General features: G+C 33.7%; 19 protein-coding genes. 6 read left to right on the top strand and 13 right to left on the bottom strand.

What is annotated here, in order from left to right:
- The 3 genes from LS72_RS06435 to LS72_RS06440 form a co-directional block, all read right to left on the bottom strand.
- On the bottom strand, positions 1 to 867 hold an 867-nt coding region (locus LS72_RS06435; RefSeq protein ID WP_138155196.1), incomplete at its 3' end, for a hypothetical protein.
- Positions 867 to 1,037, bottom strand: a complete 171-nt coding sequence (locus LS72_RS10850) for a hypothetical protein (RefSeq protein WP_194145568.1) — start codon at positions 1,035 to 1,037, stop codon at positions 867 to 869. The genes LS72_RS10850 and LS72_RS06435, both read right to left, overlap by 1 nt.
- Entirely contained in the window at positions 1,038 to 1,253 is a 216-nt protein-coding gene (locus tag LS72_RS06440; protein ID WP_238700743.1) for a hypothetical protein, read from the bottom strand. It abuts the gene before it with no gap.
- Between the two features lie 279 nt (positions 1,254 to 1,532).
- Here LS72_RS06440 and LS72_RS06445 point away from each other — a divergent pair, with 279 nt between their 5' ends.
- Complete coding sequence (locus LS72_RS06445) at positions 1,533 to 2,207, top strand: XRE family transcriptional regulator (protein WP_052087413.1); 675 nt, start codon at positions 1,533 to 1,535, stop codon at positions 2,205 to 2,207.
- Positions 2,208 to 2,488: 281 nt separating this feature from the next.
- On the opposite strand, the gene LS72_RS06450 is transcribed toward LS72_RS06445, so the two are convergent.
- The 8 genes from LS72_RS06450 to LS72_RS06485 all read right to left on the bottom strand — a co-directional run bounded on the left by LS72_RS06450 (position 2,489) and on the right by LS72_RS06485 (position 9,432).
- Positions 2,489 to 3,055: a D-glycero-alpha-D-manno-heptose-1,7-bisphosphate 7-phosphatase gene (locus LS72_RS06450; RefSeq protein WP_034553765.1), complete on the bottom strand. Its 567-nt coding sequence runs from the start codon at positions 3,053 to 3,055 to the stop codon at positions 2,489 to 2,491.
- Positions 3,056 to 3,601: a queuosine precursor transporter gene (locus LS72_RS06455; RefSeq protein WP_034553762.1), complete on the bottom strand. Its 546-nt coding sequence runs from the start codon at positions 3,599 to 3,601 to the stop codon at positions 3,056 to 3,058.
- 96 nt (positions 3,602 to 3,697) lie between these two features.
- Positions 3,698 to 3,955, bottom strand: a complete 258-nt coding sequence (rpsR, locus tag LS72_RS06460; protein ID WP_034553761.1) for a 30S ribosomal protein S18 — start codon at positions 3,953 to 3,955, stop codon at positions 3,698 to 3,700.
- Positions 3,956 to 3,966: 11 nt separating this feature from the next.
- Positions 3,967 to 4,452, bottom strand: coding sequence for a single-stranded DNA-binding protein (locus LS72_RS06465; RefSeq protein WP_034553760.1), 486 nt, complete (start codon positions 4,450 to 4,452; stop codon positions 3,967 to 3,969).
- An 18-nt stretch (positions 4,453 to 4,470) separates the two neighbouring features.
- Positions 4,471 to 4,902 carry a 30S ribosomal protein S6 gene (gene rpsF / locus LS72_RS06470; RefSeq protein WP_034553759.1) on the bottom strand — a complete coding sequence of 144 codons (432 nt, stop codon included), beginning with the start codon at positions 4,900 to 4,902 and terminating at the stop codon, positions 4,471 to 4,473.
- Positions 4,903 to 4,965: 63 nt separating this feature from the next.
- The gene (locus LS72_RS06475; protein ID WP_034553756.1) at positions 4,966 to 5,967 is read right to left on the bottom strand and encodes a DNA polymerase III subunit delta; all 1,002 of its coding nucleotides are present in this window, start codon (positions 5,965 to 5,967) and stop codon (positions 4,966 to 4,968) included.
- Positions 5,968 to 8,070: an RNB domain-containing ribonuclease gene (locus LS72_RS06480; protein ID WP_034553755.1), complete on the bottom strand. Its 2,103-nt coding sequence runs from the start codon at positions 8,068 to 8,070 to the stop codon at positions 5,968 to 5,970.
- 360 nt (positions 8,071 to 8,430) lie between these two features.
- The gene (locus tag LS72_RS06485) at positions 8,431 to 9,432 is read right to left on the bottom strand and encodes an asparaginase (protein WP_414458065.1); all 1,002 of its coding nucleotides are present in this window, start codon (positions 9,430 to 9,432) and stop codon (positions 8,431 to 8,433) included.
- A gap of 111 nt (positions 9,433 to 9,543) precedes the next feature.
- On the opposite strand from LS72_RS06485, the gene LS72_RS06490 reads away from it, so the two are divergent.
- A complete protein-coding gene (locus LS72_RS06490) occupies positions 9,544 to 10,092 on the top strand; it encodes a membrane protein (protein WP_034553752.1) in 549 nt (182 codons plus the stop codon).
- A gap of 146 nt (positions 10,093 to 10,238) precedes the next feature.
- Here the strand turns inward: LS72_RS06490 and dnaJ are convergent, their stop codons facing one another.
- Positions 10,239 to 11,339, bottom strand: coding sequence for a molecular chaperone DnaJ (dnaJ, locus tag LS72_RS06495; RefSeq protein ID WP_034553750.1), 1,101 nt, complete (start codon positions 11,337 to 11,339; stop codon positions 10,239 to 10,241).
- A gap of 101 nt (positions 11,340 to 11,440) precedes the next feature.
- On the opposite strand from dnaJ, the gene recR reads away from it, so the two are divergent.
- The gene (recR, locus tag LS72_RS06500; protein ID WP_034553747.1) at positions 11,441 to 12,013 is read left to right on the top strand and encodes a recombination mediator RecR; all 573 of its coding nucleotides are present in this window, start codon (positions 11,441 to 11,443) and stop codon (positions 12,011 to 12,013) included.
- A gap of 27 nt (positions 12,014 to 12,040) precedes the next feature.
- On the opposite strand, the gene LS72_RS06505 is transcribed toward recR, so the two are convergent.
- Positions 12,041 to 12,799 carry a TSUP family transporter gene (locus LS72_RS06505; protein WP_034553746.1) on the bottom strand — a complete coding sequence of 253 codons (759 nt, stop codon included), beginning with the start codon at positions 12,797 to 12,799 and terminating at the stop codon, positions 12,041 to 12,043.
- A gap of 340 nt (positions 12,800 to 13,139) precedes the next feature.
- Between LS72_RS06505 and LS72_RS06510 the strand changes: the two genes are divergently transcribed.
- From LS72_RS06510 to LS72_RS06520, 3 genes are all read left to right on the top strand, one after another.
- Positions 13,140 to 14,240, top strand: a complete 1,101-nt coding sequence (locus LS72_RS06510; RefSeq protein WP_084590145.1) for an NAD(P)-dependent alcohol dehydrogenase — start codon at positions 13,140 to 13,142, stop codon at positions 14,238 to 14,240.
- 11 nt (positions 14,241 to 14,251) lie between these two features.
- A complete protein-coding gene (locus tag LS72_RS06515; protein WP_034553744.1) occupies positions 14,252 to 15,451 on the top strand; it encodes an NAD(P)/FAD-dependent oxidoreductase in 1,200 nt (399 codons plus the stop codon).
- A gap of 238 nt (positions 15,452 to 15,689) precedes the next feature.
- Complete coding sequence (locus LS72_RS06520; protein WP_034553742.1) at positions 15,690 to 16,544, top strand: ATP phosphoribosyltransferase regulatory subunit; 855 nt, start codon at positions 15,690 to 15,692, stop codon at positions 16,542 to 16,544.
- Positions 16,545 to 16,548 lie beyond the last annotated feature (4 nt).

Genomic DNA, 16,548 nt, shown 5'->3' on the forward strand with positions numbered 1-16,548 from the left:
ATCCTCCCTATTTTTAAGCTCTATAAAATGCTTCACCGCTATCCCGCTAAGTTTTGCACTCTCATAGTCTTGTAAGATTCTCTCTCTTTGTTTAGCTTGGGCTTTTTGGTTAGGGGTGAGGTTATGCCAAGCGGTTGCATCATTGTGCTTTTCTGCTTTGTCATTGCGTCCCACCACTTCGTCATTGAGAGCGTTAGTGAAGCAATCCATACTCTCGCATACATTACGCTTTGCCACTTCGTCATTGCGAGGGCTTTGCTTAAAGCTTTCCATACTCTCATCTACCCTTGCAGATTCCACTACTCCACCATTAGGTAAATTATTCCGATAAAGAGAGGAATTGCTGCTGACAATAGCCCTACTATTACACTCACTAGCATTAGCATTCCCTCTAGTGTGTAGAGCTTCTCTTGAATTTTCTTTGAGAGCTTTTTCATTGTTAGCTCCTTTTTCTTCCATTTTATTTTCTTTACAAGCCAATGCTTTAGAATCCTTAGATTCCATAACATTAGGTTGTGTTGTTTTATCTCTGCTTTCCACTGCATCTTTACTTGAGTTTTCACTACATATATGCTTTTCTGTGTTAGCAGATTCCACCACCTCACCCATTTCCTCTAGCACATACTTTATAGGATAGCCTTTTTCTATGGCTTCCACTTGCTTTTGGGATAAGGGGGTGTTCCAAATTTGGAGGATTTTGCCTGCGTTGCCACCGATACCATTAGTGTAAGTAAAGTTTATTATAATAGACCTAATAGAAGAAATTTTTTTGCCACTCTGATTGGCTCTAAAACAAGCTTTTTCTAGGCTCTTTTTATTAATATTAAAGGATTCCGCAAACTCTTTACTGCTTATCCATTGTCCCATTACATCACTTCCCTGAATACTTTAGCGGTTATATAACCTTCCTGAATGATTTCATCGGCAAACGCATTAGCCTCTTGTAAGCTATCAAAAAACCTAACATAATCTTCTGTATCACTATCTGCATAAATCACGACAAAACCAGCTATTCTTTTTTCATTCTTTTTTTCCATTTACGCAACCTTAAATCCCTCTTTTTCTAGCATTTCTTTAAGTTCTTTGGCTCTGCCCCATTTACCTTTTGTAATGCCTTTGGATAAATCACATAACACGCTATAATCAGAATCACTAAGACCTTTAGCTTTAGCCCAAGTGCGTAGCTTAAACCCCTTTTTAACCATTTGCTTAGTGAGACAAGTAGATTTTTTACGCATTTTCTTATCTTTCATAGCTATACCTTTACTTTTATGTTATAATCACACTTAACCACTCCACAAATGGAGTGGAAAAGATGTAAAAAGACTTAAGCTTTAATCTCTATTTTGATGGAGATTCTAAGCCTTAGCCACTTCACAACCTTTTTGAATCTAAATGTAGCATTTTAAATCCTTTTAAAAGATTGCAAACCCACCCCCCTACCACTTTTAAGTTTTTTATCTTTTTATGATAAAATTCTTTAAAAGTAATGAAATTATAGTCTATTTTAATAGACTTGTCAAGGTTTATTTATGGATTTAAGAGAAAAAATAAGGACTGCGAGAAATGTGCTTGGTATCACACAAGGAGAATTAGCAAAAAATAGCGGAATATCTATACAAAATATAAAAAAACTTGAGACACAAGTCAATACAAATCCCACAAACAACACATTGCAAAAACTTGCTATTGCACTTAAAGTTGATAGTGATTATTTTGTCTCTCAAGTGTCTCCCAATCAAGAAAAATCTGTCTCTCAACCCAAAAATTCCTCCCAAACCTTAAACCAAGACGATTTTTATTTTATTCCTAAGCTTAATATTACCGCTTCTGCTGGTGGTGGTAACGAATTAGAGGGACTAGAATGTTATGAGAGCGGACAAACACTAGCCATTGATAAAGCCTTTTTTAAAGCCATTCCTTCACACAATATCAAAGCTATAAGAGTAGATGGCTACTCTATGATACCATTACTATTCCCTGATAGCTGGGTAATTTTCGAGGAGGGCAACGAGTTTAAAGGTGATGGATTATATATCATAAACTACGCAAATCAACTAATGGTAAAGCTTTTACAGCTTAATCCTATAACAAATATTTTAGAAATTATAAGCACAAATAAAGATTATAAAAGTTATGAAGTTTCTCTGAGTGAGAGTCAAGAATTGTGTTTAATTAGAGGTAAGGTGTTAAGGTCAATAATTTAATTTTGTGATGATTTTTGTGAGTGTTTTTAATAGCGTTTAATACGAGGTTTAAGCCACTTTTTTAAGGGTGTTTTGTGATTGATTTTGTGATGTTTTGTGAAAAAATAGCCATTTTGTGAAAAATTCTAAACTTAATTTTCCATTTTAAATCGAAGTAATTTAAAGAACAAACTTCTATTTTATCGCACTTTAAAGCACTTCGCTTTTAAAATTTGCACTTTGAAATAAAACTACCCCTTAAAATTTTATTGAATCTTAGTGAGCGGATTGGGCTGTGTGGTTTATGTCTCCTCAAATAAACTTAATGCTTCTTTTAGGGAATGAATATGATGCGTTGCATTAGGGGAATAATCATCTCCTATGTGGATTCTACGCTCTATTCCTACATTTAATCCCGCAATCATATCGGTATCTTTATCTCCAATGATATAAGTTTGATAATCTTTTAAAGAGAGGTTAAAATCTCTAAGTGCTTGTAAGAGCATTCCGCTTTTTGGCTTTCTGCATTCGCACATTTCATCAGGTGTATGGGGGCAGAAATAGATTCTATCAAAGGCTATGTTTTGAGGTATAAATCCCTTTTTGCGTAATGGCATCATTAGGCAAGAAGTAATGCAGTTTTGCATATAGGCGTTTAGATGGTAAAAATCTTCTTGCGTGAAAATTTTGCGGTTAATTCCAGATTGGTTGGTTATTAGAAAGCATAAGCTATTTTGTTCTTTAAGTTTTAAAAAAAGCTCCATAAAGTAGGGAGCGAAATAAAATTCTTCGATTTTATAGCCATAAGGGGAATCTTCTAAATTTACAACCCCATCCCTATCAAAGAAAACGATTTTTCGTTTTTGCATTTAACGCACAATCCCTAAAAACTTCTGCATTCGTATCCCAAAAAGATAAAAGAGGGGAGTATTAGAGAAAGCAAAAAAGAATTTTATTGCATAATCTCCGATTATTAGCATTAAAACATTACTCCAAGGCATAACAAATAAAAACGCAATATGAAAAAAAATCATCGTATCAATAAGTTGGGAAAAAGCGGTGCTTCCAGCACTTCTAAGCCACCATATTTTAGGGAGTTTGGATTTTATCCAATAAAAAATATAAACATCCATTTGTTGGGAGAAGAAAAAGGCAATCACACTAGCAATGGCAATCCTAAATTCTGCTAGGAATAAAGAGGGGATGAAAGCAAGTAATATTCCAATTCGCACTATTTTTAAGACTTTTGTTTTGTTATAACGTTCTGCTAATATATCTGATAATAAAAAAGTGAAAGGGTAGGTAATAGCACCATAGGTAAGAAAATCATTAATCGGGAATTGCACAAGGTAGTTAGAGGTAATGATTAAAAAGGTAAAGACAAGAGTAGAAATACTCATTACTGCTAAAGACATAAAATCCCCTATAAAAGTTCAAAATTATGATAATGTTTTATAAGGCTTTGAATCAAAGCCTTATAAAACATTATCCCTTTAAGGGATAATCACTAGTTAGATTTTAAAAGGGTTTTCTACAACCTTCTTTCTATCTACAATATAAGGTATGAGTGCCATTTGTCTTGCACGTTTAATGGCGACTTCTACACGTTCTTGCCATTTTTTTGAGTTTCCTGTCAAGCGGCGAGGCATAATTTTATAACGTTCGGATAAAGAATGTTTTAACATATCAATATCTTTATAGTCAATAAAATCAATTTTTGCCTCTGTATATCTGCAATATCTTTTAGAATATCTTTTCTTTTCTGCCATATTGTATCCTTTTAAAATGGTATTTCCTCATCATTAATATCTATGACGGGTATTTCTTGTTCTTTTGTTGTATTTTGAGGTTTTTGTTGTGCGTAATTAGGGCTATTTGGTGCTGTATATTCTGATGAGTAGTTATCTTCTTGGTTGTTTCCATAGGTCTCATTAGAATTTTGGGGTCTTCCTAGCATTTGCATACTTTCTGCTGTAATGCTATGCCGACTTTTCTTTTGCCCATTACTATCCATCCAGCTCTCTAGCACCAAGCGACCCTCTATAAGCACTTGAGAGCCTCTTTTTAAATATTGATTTGCCACTTCAGCGGTTCTACCAAAGAGATTTACATCAATAAAACAAGTTTCCTCGGCCTGTGTGCCATCTTGTTTTTTGTAACGGCGATTTGTCGCTAATCCTAATTTAGCTAATGCCGAACCATTTGGTAAATATCTTAACTCAATATCACGGGTTAAATTTCCTACTAAAATGACTTTATTAAACATAATAATCCTTATAGCTCTTTAAACTTCTATTGTAGGGGATTGTTCTTTGTCATCCTCAATTTTTTCTTCTCTAGGTTCTTTATCTTTACTTTCTTTTAAGGCGATAGGTTTTTTGTTGTGAATGGCTCTATCAACAAGAACTTCCCACGCTTTTTGTTCTTTTTTGCTATCATATTTGATAACAATAAAGCGTAAAATATCTTCATTAATACGATAAAGACGTTCTAACTCTAAAACTAATTTGGGTTCAGCTTTAAAGTAAATCACGAAGTAATAGCCACGTTTATTTTTTTTAATCTCATAAGCAAGATTTCGCATACCCATATCTAAAGTTGCACTAATCTCACCACCATTATTTACAATCGCTGTTTTGTAAAAATCAATTTTTGTTGTGATTTCTTCTTGTGTTAAAGTGGGTTTTACCACAAACATAGTCTCATAAAAACGCATAAAACTCCTTTTGGATTCTGCCCCTTTCTAAATAAAGGAGCAAGGAATAAATAAGCCTCTATTCTATTTTAAAATTGCTTCAATTTTCATTAAAACCTTTAAAAATCCATTGCCTTTAGTTATGCCTTTAATGGATTCTTCACGCCATTTATTGAGATGATAAAATATGTTTTGGTATTGGGATTGATTAAGGCGGATAGCGAGATTCTTTTTCTTTTCTAAAAGGGCTTGGGGGAGTTTATAGCCTAAGACTTCTTCAGAGCTTAGATTCCCATAGAGCTTAATATGGGTAGCAAATAAAAAAAGGGTGAAAAAATATCTTTGGATCTCATTAATGAGTGAAACTTCTTCAAAACCTTGCTCTAAAAATTGCTCTAAATGGTGATAATAGGGTTTTTTTGTAAGCAATAATTCTAAAATTTCTTCATATGTAATACTTCCTAATCCATAACCTAAGGAATCCACAATTTGTGTATTAATCTCTTCATCAAAAATGCTATATTTTTTTAATTCTGCGAGGGTTAAACCTAAATTAAAATTTTGTTGCTCTAAAATCTTTTTTAAAAGAAAATCTGAAATTCTAAGTTCAAATTTTGTAGCATATTCCCGCAAAATATTGAGGCTTTCTTTTAAATTTGGTTTGAAAAAACGCACTTCAAAAAAATCCTGCCCTTTAAAGCTTTGAATCATTGCCTTGCAGTCTTGTGCATATTGTGCGGAGGTTTTGTTGTCTGCTTGATAAAATTCTAAGATTAAATGTCCACTTTGGGTTTTTTGTAGGGTTGATAAAAGGGAGTCTAGCTGTTTTTTGGGGATTTTTTTATCTATTTTAATCCATACAAGTGAGGAATCTCCAAAAAGAGAGCCTTGAGAGAGACAAGAGAGGACAGATTCATAGTCAAAATCATTAAAATAAAAACTATTTTTTTCACAACCTTGTTCTAAAAGCTTTTGTGTGATTTTCTCTCCATAATATTCTATAAGAAAAGAATCTTCACCATAAAGTAAAATAGCTCTTATAAGCGTGTTTTTAGCAAGTTTTACTTCAAGTTCTTTTTGATACATTTACTTTCTTTTGCGTGTTTTGATATTTTTTATGAATTGCTTGGCTTTTTGTTTTGCCTTCAATTTACTAGGTTTCTTTTGTGTTTTTTGGGAAAAATAATTGAGTAATTGTTTATTATCTTCATTGAAATATTCTATGATTTTTCCATAAATTTTTGCAGTGGCTAAATTAACCTCTAAGATTTGAATCCTTACTCTTTGGTATTTTGTTCCGCAACTCTTTAGTGAGATTACTCTAGCACCTATTAGCGGATAGCTACTTAGGGCTACAATGGGGTTTTGGTTGTTTTGGCTATGGATAATTCCCTCATAGCTTTGCCCTATATGTTTAAAGAGGTAGCGCGCAAATTTTCTATCTTGAAAATCTTGTTCTATTTTAGTTACCTCCCTTTCTTTTTGACTTAAATCTTCACAAAGAATGGGCAAGGATTCCTTGGAATTGGGCATTTGTGTGAGTGTGATTTTTTCTTTTAAGATTCTATGGAGGAGTAAATCACTATAGCGGCGGATTGGTGAAGTAAAATGGCTATAAGCATCAAAACCAAGCCCAAAATGTCCTATATTATGGCTTGTATAGCTAGCTTGCTCCATAGATTTTATGACAAGTTTATCAGCTTCTATGGCTAATTTTGCCTTTTTGGAGAGTTTTTGCACTTCTAAGATGGCTTTGTGAAAGGATTCTATAGTTTTTGGTGCCGCATTATGTTTCCAAAGCCCAAGCATTTTTAATTCTAAAAATAAAGCCTTAATGTTTTGGGGTTTTGGTTTTGGGTGGATTCGGTAGATTCCAAGCGTAGAATCTTTATTAGAGGCTTTTTGTTGAAGCATTTTTGCACTTTGAATATTGGCTAGGAGCATACATTCTTCAACGAGTTGGTGAGAGAGTGTTTGAAATTTTAAAGATGCAGATTTTAATTCGGTGTTTTTGTCTAATTCTAATTCTAAAGAATCCCCTAAAAAGTCAAAACCAATTTGCAAACGTTTTTTGCGTAAAGTTTGTGCTAGAGCATTAAGTTCTAATAGCATAGGTTTCAAGGGGTGTTTTATAACAGAGCTTTGCTTAGTTTGTAAAAACTCATCGACTTCCTCATAGTTTAGCTTTTGTTTAACCTTAATGAGTGCGTGTAAAAGTTCTGTATGCAAAATGGCTTTAGTGCGTTTATGTAATCTCATCTTAAAAGTCATAGCTAAACGGACTTTGCCCTCTCGTAAAGAGCAAAGATTTTCACTTAAGGCAGGGGGGAGCATAGGGATGGATTTATGAGGAAAATAAATGCTAAAAGAGCGGTTTTTAGCTTCTATATCTAAGGGGGAATTAGGGGTAACATAATGGCTAACATCAGCAATAGCTATATAAAGCAAAGAAGAGGTGGAATCATAAAAAATCGCATCATCGTGGTCTTTTGCGTTTTTTGGGTCTATGGTGCAAAAGGGTAGGTGTGTAAGATTGATCCTTTCTTTAAAGTCTTTGATTTTTACTTCTTTGGTATTTTGTGCCTGTATCTCTGCTTGGAGGGAGAAAGATTCTTGCCTTTGGTAAAGGTTTAAAGAGAGTATTTCATCAATATTGGGGTCATCTAAGGTCCCTAAAATTTCTAAAATTTCTCCATTTTTGGGATTGAGCTTTAAAAGTGTGCCTTTTGGAAGTGTTTTGAGGGATTTTTGGGGAGCTTTGATTTTATAGGATATTTCATTGGGGATTGAGATGGCTATGCAATTAAGCTGGTATTTTTCTAAATAGGCAATGACATTTTGTTCTTTGCTCTCTAAAATAGTTAAGACCTTTGCTTTAGTCTTTTTATGGGATTTTTTTGTAAGGATTTGTGCTAGTGCTATATCCCCCTTGTTAGCGTTTTTTAAAAGCTTTTTTTCGATGAGCCAATCGGGTTGGTTATGGATTTTGGGTAAGGGGGTGATGAAGCCATATCCTTCTTTGGTAAGCTCTATTTTTCCGATACAATAGGATTTTTTTAGGATATATCGTTGCTTTTTGGTTGTAAGGGCATCAAATTGTTTGAGAGTTTCTAAAATATCCATAAAGGGAGAGGGGAGTTTGGAATCTGTAAAAATCCCTTCTTTTAAAAGATAAATAAATTCAGTCATTAAAATCCCAATCCGATCTATTATTAGAATTAAGCCCTAATTGTAGGAAAATTTCATTAAAACTTGATTAAATGGGGATTAGGGTTTTTAGTGGAATCTTGTAAATAAGTTTGTGTTAAGGGTGCTAACTATGCCTTAACTTAAACCTTAATTAACTCTTTTTCCTAATACTCATAAAAACAATTACCCTTAGTAAAAGCTAAGACTTTAAAATCGCACAAACAAGAATAGGAGATCTAGATTTGATAAACAAATCTTTCCTAATTGTCTATTTGGTTTTAAAACCTTAGCTTTTATAGGAATCCTTAGTTTATAAATAAATTTCTCAACTACTACGATAATTTTTGGAGAGTATCTCTATTAATATTTTTTAAAATACTCTCTAATAGTCTTAATCGCTTTAGTTTTGCTTAAAGCAAGCATTAAAAGTACCCTTGCTTTTTGGGGGTTTAGATTATTGGCACTTATAAATCCCTCTCTTAGCTCTTTTTGTGTTAATGGCACTAATCCAGCTCCAACTCGGGAACTTTTAACGACTATTATTGCTTGTTTTTTCAAAAGCCCCCTTAAGTAGTCCTTTGGGGTTTTATGGATACTTCCCGCACCGCTTCCTGCGATGATTAAACCTTCAGAACCTACTTTTACAAAGGCTTCTATGGCAACTTTGGAGCCATCATTGCAATATGAATAGACAATATCAACTTTTGGTAATATGTCTAAATCTTGGATATTAAAGGGGGTATCTTGGGTATGGGGTTTTAGTGGCATAGTGTGAAAAAATATCTCCCCATCTATGATATACCCCATTGCTCCAGAATTGGGTGCATTAAAGGCTTCAAGGTTTAGCGTATGGGTTTTGCTTACTTCCCTTGCACTATAGATTTTATCATTCATAACTACCATTACACCTTTATGCGAGGATTCTTTATGCCCTGCTAGAGAAATTGCATTATAAAGATTTTTAATCGCATCACTCCCTATGGCACTAAAGGGTCTTATCGCTGCTGTGAATACAACGGGTTTGTGGCTTTTAAGTACTAAATGCAAGAAATAAGCACTTTCTTCTAAAGTATCGCTTCCGTGAGTAATAACGATGCCATCGATGTTAGAATCCTTTAAAAGATTATCGGTTTTATGGGCTAGATTCAACCATATTGCATTACTCATATCCGCACTATCAATATTGGCTATTTCTTCTAAAGTAATATTAGCAATGCTTTGAAAGCTTGGGGTAGATTGCAATAAGCGTTGAATACTTATTTTGCCTATTACATAATCTTTGGTAGAGAGCATATCTATTGCCTCACCTGTAATAGTCCCTCCTGTGCTTAAGATTACAATATTGGGCTTTAAATCCATTATTTTCCTTATTTTAGCTCTTAATATTGAAATTAAAGATTTTATATTTTAACAAAAATTAGGGATTTTAGTGTTATGATTTGTCTTTTAAGCTTAAGATAAAAGGGATTTATAATGGTCAAGCAGTTTCGTAATATACATATTTATCTTAGTTTATTTTTCTTGCCTGTAGCTTTGATGTATGCACTAACTGGGGCATTATATATTTTTGGTGTTGATGAAGATAGTGGAGCGTCAAAACATACTTATACACTCAAGGCTACTATTCCACAAGGAGGAGAGATTGAAGCGATGTTAGAATATCTTAAGGCAAATGATATTGCCCTTCCAAGAGGGAGTGAGCCAAAATTAGATAAAAAAGGGTATTTGCGTATAGGCAGTGTTCATTATTTTGCGGGTATTAAAAAGTTAGGAGAAGGGACTTATGATATTATGGTATTTAAACGCTCTTTTATTGGTGATATTATTCTTCTTCATAAGGCAAAGGGGGAGTGGTATTTTAATATTTTAGCGGTTGGTTTTGGTATTGCCATAGCTATCCTTTATCTCTCTGGGCTTATCATAACGCTTTTTAATTCTAAGAAAAATCGTTTTATTCAATATGTAACTCTTATTGTAGGGTTTATTGTGAGCTTTGTTTTAGGGACTCTTAGTGTGCTTTAGAGGTATAAACCTTTGCTTTTATTGAAGTATGTTATTTTGCGTTTAATCTTTAGTATTTTGTGGGTTTGCCTCTATTGCTAGAGATTTTTAAAAGGCTTATTTTGCATAGAGGCTTTATTAGGAATGCAGTATGCAAAATTTCTTAGTTATTTAAACCAGTTCTTAACTTTTTCTACTAATCCTTCTAAGCAGTTAATGGGGGTGGATTCTTTATAGCCAAATGATTGGTGTAAGGATTGGAGCATTTCTTTTTGTTTTTCATCAATCTTTGTAGGGTAGGTGATATTAACAACTACTATAAAGTTACCTTTTCTACCACTATTTACGCTTTTAATGCCTTCTCCGTGAAAAATGAATTGTTGTTTGTCTTTTACCCCTATAGGAATTTTTAACTCTAATTCTTTGGTTAAAGCAGGAATTTTTATCACCCCTCCTAACATTACAAGTGTAAAAAATATCGGAACTTCCAAATAAACATCATTGTGATGGCGGATAAAATGTTCATCTTCTTCTACAGAAATTTCAAGGTATAAATCACCTCTGCTTCCATCTGGCATTATATTTCCGCGTTTTGCCACCCGAATTTGATTGTGGCTATCCACTCCCTCTGGGATATTCACTTCAAACTTTTCACTCTCTTCTTGGTAGCCTTTTCCATTGCATTTTTCACATTTTTCAGCAATCATTTCTCCGCTTCCACGACATTTTGAGCAAGTTTGTGCAAAAGTCATAAAGCCTTGTGAGAAAGTCTCCCTACCACTTCCTTTGCAAGCATTACAGGTTGTGGTTTTTCCATTCTTTGCCCCACTTCCTTTACAAGAGCTACAAGCTTTTTTATAGAGGATTTCAATTTCCTTTTTGCAACCAAAAATGGCTTCATTAAAGCTTAATTGAAGTTCCACTCCTAAATCGCGAGGATATTTATCTTGTCTTTGTGGGCGGGTATTGAATCCTCCGCCAAAAACAGAGTTAAAAATATCAAAGATACTTCCCTCCATATCAGAAAACCCAAAGCCACTACTTTCTAAGCCTTTTTTGCCATAAGTATCATAAATTTGTCGTTTTTCCTTATCACTTAAGATTTGATAGGCTTCATTGATTTTTTTAAACTTCTCTTCAGCTTCTTTATCATTAGGGTTTCTATCAGGATGGTATTTAAGTGCCATTTTGCGATAAGCTTTTTTTACTTCATTTCCATCGGCATTACGGGATATTTCTAATATTTCATAATAATCAAATTCTTCCAAAGAGGACTCCTAAAAATGTAAGTAGCATAAAATTAAATTTGGGATTGTAACGAAAATTAGTTTTATTAGTTATTAAAAGTTTTTAGGCTAAACTCTTTTGTATGAAAGCACTCCCTGAAAACTTTGTAAAGCTTATTGAATCTTTAGAAAAACTCCCTAGTATTGGTAGAAAATCTGCTACGAGACTTGCCTACTTTCTTGCTTTTGAAGATAAATTTAGTGCCTTACAAATAGCACATAATATAGAAGTTTGTGTGCGTGAATTATGTGTTTGTGAGGAATGTTTGGGGATTAGCTCTAAGCCTATTTGTGAGATTTGTGCTACCCCTATAAGGAATAATGGAGAGATTTGCATTGTTGCTAATCCTAGAGATATTTTTTTACTTGAGGAGAGTGGAGAGTTTAATGGTAAATATTTTGTTATTACTTCTTTAGAAAAACTTGATTTAAAAGCTTTAGAGAACAAGATCCTTAGGGATAAGGTTAAAGAAGTGATTTTTGCCTTAAGTCCGACACTTGGCAATGATAGCTTGATGTTATATTTAGAGGATAAACTCTCGTATTTGGGGATACAATTTACTAAGATCGCTCAAGGTGTGCCAACAGGTGTAAGTTTAGAAAATATAGATCAGCTTTCTATCATCCGAGCTTTGCAAGCACGTACCAAGATTTGAAATGTAATGAGATTCTTAAGATTAAGCTTAGCCTAGTTGCTCATAAAATAATTTCAATGCCATTGTAAAAGAAATCACTACAATAAGGGGCTTAATGAGTTTAATGCCATATTTAATGGCTGCCCTTGAACCTAGATTTGCTCCAATAATTTGTCCAATTGCCATAATAAAGCCAATCCCCCAAAGCATATTCCCACCTAGTGCAAAAAAGATTAAAGAAGCAAGATTAGTAGAAAAGTTATAAAGTTTTGCTTGTGCTAAAGATTGGGTAAGTCCAAATCCTGCAAGTGCAACAAGGGCTAAGATTAAAAAAGAGCCTGTCCCTGGTCCAAAAAATCCATCATAAAAGCCAATCCCCGCTAAAGATAGCAAAAAGAAGCCTTTGTGGAATCTAGCTGCTCTTTGTTCTTCGGTGATTTTGGGTAAGAATAGAAAATAAAGACCAAAAACCATAATTAAAAAAGGGAGAAATTTTGAGAGAAAATCTGTATTAATAAATTGCACGCTAAGGGTTCCAAAAGCAGAAAAAACAAATACCAAAATAGCATAAGGCAAACATTGTTTTAAACTAAAATAACCTTTTTTGTAAAAATGCCTTGTAGCTGAAAAACTGCCAAAAGAGCTTTGAAGTTTGTTAGTAGCAAGTGCTTCAAGGGGAGAAGCTCCAGCAAATAAGAGGGTAGGAAGTGTAATGCTGCCTCCGCCTCCTGCAATAGAATCTATAAAACCTCCTATGAGTGCTACACTAAACAATAAAAGCAAGATTGAAATTTCCATTTCAAACATTGCAATTTCCTTTCGCTAAGTATTGTATTTGTGAATTTTGTAATTGTAGCCTAAATTTTATTTTGGGTAAATATTAGTTGGTATGAGATTGTAAAAGTAAGCTTTTTAAAGGATATTTAGATTATTAGAGTTTTGAGTTTGTATTTTAAGCAATATTGGGAAGTATGGGATATGTGAGAGTTCTTTTTTGTTACTATTTGTAATAAAATAGCTATTTACTTGGGAGTATCAAACTAGTTTTTAGTTTTATGAAAATACAATAGATTTAATCAAGTTATCAATTATATGTTATATTTTTATAATGTTTAGCTTGATAAATATTATTTCTTAAGGACATACTATGGGAATTAAAGGTTTTGCAATGCTAAAAATTGGTTCAGTGGGAATCATTGAAAAAGAATATTTAGAGGAAGTAACTACCGGTAAAAAACTTATAATGGGACCTTTTGATGCTATTGTTCGTCCTATTGCGGTAGCTCCTTGCACATCAGATTTGCATACTTGTTATGAAGGTGGGATAGGTGAGAGAACTAATATGTTTTTAGGGCATGAAGCAGTAGGGGAAGTTATTGAAGTAGGAGAATTTGTTAGGGATTTTAAAGTCGGGGATAAAGTTGTAGTCCCCGCTATTACGCCTAATTGGAATGCAGAAAACGCCCAAAGAGGTTTTGCACAGCATAGTGGTGGAGCTTTGTCAGGATGGAAGTTTTCTAATTTTAAAGATGGGGTATTTGCAGAAAAGTTTCATGTAAATGATGCGGATGGGAATCTCGCACATTTACCCGAGGGTGTAGATCCTGTGGATGCGGTGATGCTATGTGATATGATTACGACAGGTTTTCATTGTGCGGAAAATGCAGAAATTTTACCCGGAGAGACGGTAGCGGTTGTTGGGTTAGGACCAGTTGGATTAATGGCAACAGCTGGAGCAAATATGATGGGAGCAAGTGAGATTTATGCGGTAGATTGTGTGGATTTTAGGTATGAAGTAGCAAATAAGCATTATGGAGCTACACATTATATTAACTTCACAAAAGCACCCTTTCAAGAGCAAATCAATGAGCTAACCAAAGGTAGAGGTGTGGATAAAGTTCTCATTGCAGGAGGTGGGCTTGGCACTATTGGTGATGCGTGCGAATGTTTAGTTAATGGGGGGATTGTTTCTAATGTGAATTATTTGGGTAGTGGAGAGCATATCACTATCCCTCGTTTAGCGTGGAATGTGGGTATGGGGCATAAGACAATTAAGGGTGGCTTAACTCCTGGTGGAAGATATAGAATGGAAAAGCTTGCGCGACTTTTGCAAACTAAGAAATTAGATGTTAAACCCATTATTACACATCCATTGGAGGGTAAATTTGAAGAGATTCAACAATCCTTAGATATGATGAAAAACAAACCTCAAGGTTTAATAAAGCCTGCGGTAAAAATTAATTGGTAAAAGGAAGCTAAATGAAAAAAGTAGTCTTGCTTGGTGCAGGTTATGCTAATATGGCTCTTCTTAAGAGCCTCCCAAGTAATGTATGGAATGAAAATGAATATGAGTTTTTGCTTATTTCTAATACCCCTTTGCATTATTTTAGTGTTCTTTTGCACGAGGTTGCAAGTGGTGTTTGTGAGGAGGAAATTACCTTGCCTTTAAATGCTATCTTACCTAAAAATGTAAAATTTATACAAGATAAAGTAATAAGGATTGAGCAAAATTTAATACAAGCAGAAAATGATACTTATGAGTATAATATTTTGGTTGTTGGCTTAGGATTCCAAAGTGATAATTTTGGAATAGTAGGCATTAAAGAATATGCAGATTCTATTGTGAATTATCAAGGTGCTTTAGCGTTAAAACAAAAGATTGTCAATGCTTTGAGAGATTATGCTGTTAAAGGTGATGTGGAGAGCTTTAAAATCGCTGTTTGTGGAGCAGGATTTACAGGGATAGAGTTTATTGGCTCTTTTGTAGATGAATTAGTGCAAATACGCAAAGAGCTTAATATTCACCAAGAGAAAATAAAGATTACTTGTATTGAAGCTATGCCAAATATTTTACCGATGTTTAATCCTAAGCTATCTAGCAGTGCTAAAACTTATCTTGAAGAGAAAAATATTACTTTTGAGTTAGGTTGTAAAATCTTAGAATGTGAAAAAGATGGCATTATTGTTGAAAAAAATGGGCAAAAAGAAAAAATTGATGCTTCGTTAATTATTTGGACTGCAGGGGTAAAAGGTAACCAAGTGATGGAGGATTCTACATTTTTCACCACTCAAAGGAGTAAAGTAGAAATAAATGCTTATCTCCAGCCTATTAATCAGGCTAATCAAGAATTGATGCAAAATGTTTTTGTTATTGGGGATTGTGCGGCATTAAAAGATCCTTTGACACAAAGATTTTACCCCCCAACTGCACAGATGGCTATGCAACAAGGTGAGTTTTTAGCGAAGTTATTAGTGCAAAAGCTTCAAGGTAAAAATTTTTCTGAAGAATTTTCTTATAAACCAAAAGGCACTATTTGTTCTATTGGCTCACAATATGCTATTGGCTATGTTGGGAAAATGAATATTAAAGGCAAGAGTGCTCTTTGGCTAAAAAGAGCGATAGAGGCTAATTGGAAGTTCAAGCTTGCAGGTTTGAAGGCTTTTAGTAAAACCTTCTAAACTCCTAAGTTGGATTAAGGAGTTTTTATAGCCTATTTTAGAGATAGATAAATGCCTTATAGGTCATTAATGCAATTTTGGTATTTTATGGGGTTTGTATATTGATTTTAATGCCTAGTCTTTTAAAGCTCTAAAATAGAAATTTTTGATTTTAAAGCTCTTTGTGGGGCATAATATATAAGGCTTTTTATGTGGAATTTGTGGTATAATCTAATCATTTAGCATTAAGGAATGATTTGTGATTTTAAGCCACGAAATACCGCAAGGTTCTAAATTGTATTTTGGTAAAAGTGCAAGAGCAAAAAGGAATTTAGAAAACCTCGTGAGTAAAATACTTTATGAGAATGGCTATGAAGAGATTGTAACCCCAACTTTTGCTTATTTGCAACACCAAAGAGATATACAAAATAGAGAGGTAGTAAGAACTAATAATCAGTATAATCAACAAATTGTTTTGCGTAATGATTCCACCATTGATGCCATACGATTGTTAGCCCCCCATTTAAAAGAGCAAAATATTGGTAGGAAATGGTTTTATATTCAACCTATTTTTACTTACCCTACCACAGAGTTTTATCAAATTGGTGTTGAAAATTTAGAGAATTGCGATATTACTTCTTTTATACAAATGTCCCTTGAAATTCTTAATCAAGTGCAAATTCAGCCTTTTTTGCAAATTACTAATGTCAAGATTCCACAAATTTGTTCGCAAATCTTTAATATCCCTTTTGTAGCTTTTGAAAAGATTGATATTAGTGTTATAGAAAATGCACATCCTTTTATGGCAAGGCTTTTAGAAGTGCAGGATTTAGCATCTATTGAAGGTATTTTTAAAAATATTACAAATTTTTCTTTGCCAAAAGTTTTGGAGCAAGAGTTAAAGATCTTATTAGAAGTTGCACGAAATTTGCAGGAGCAAAAACCTATTATATCCCCTTTATATTGTCCGGCTATACCTTATTATAATGGAATGCTTTTTCGCTTTTTTCTTGATAATCAGAACATTATTTTAGGTGGAGATTATGAGATTTTAGGACAGAGAGCTTGTGGTTTTGGGATTTATACCGATCATATTATGCTACATTTAAATTAAGGGA

Origin of the sequence: Helicobacter apodemus, assembly GCF_000765745.2 — a bacterium.
GTDB classification, from domain to species: domain Bacteria; phylum Campylobacterota; class Campylobacteria; order Campylobacterales; family Helicobacteraceae; genus Helicobacter_D; species Helicobacter_D apodemus.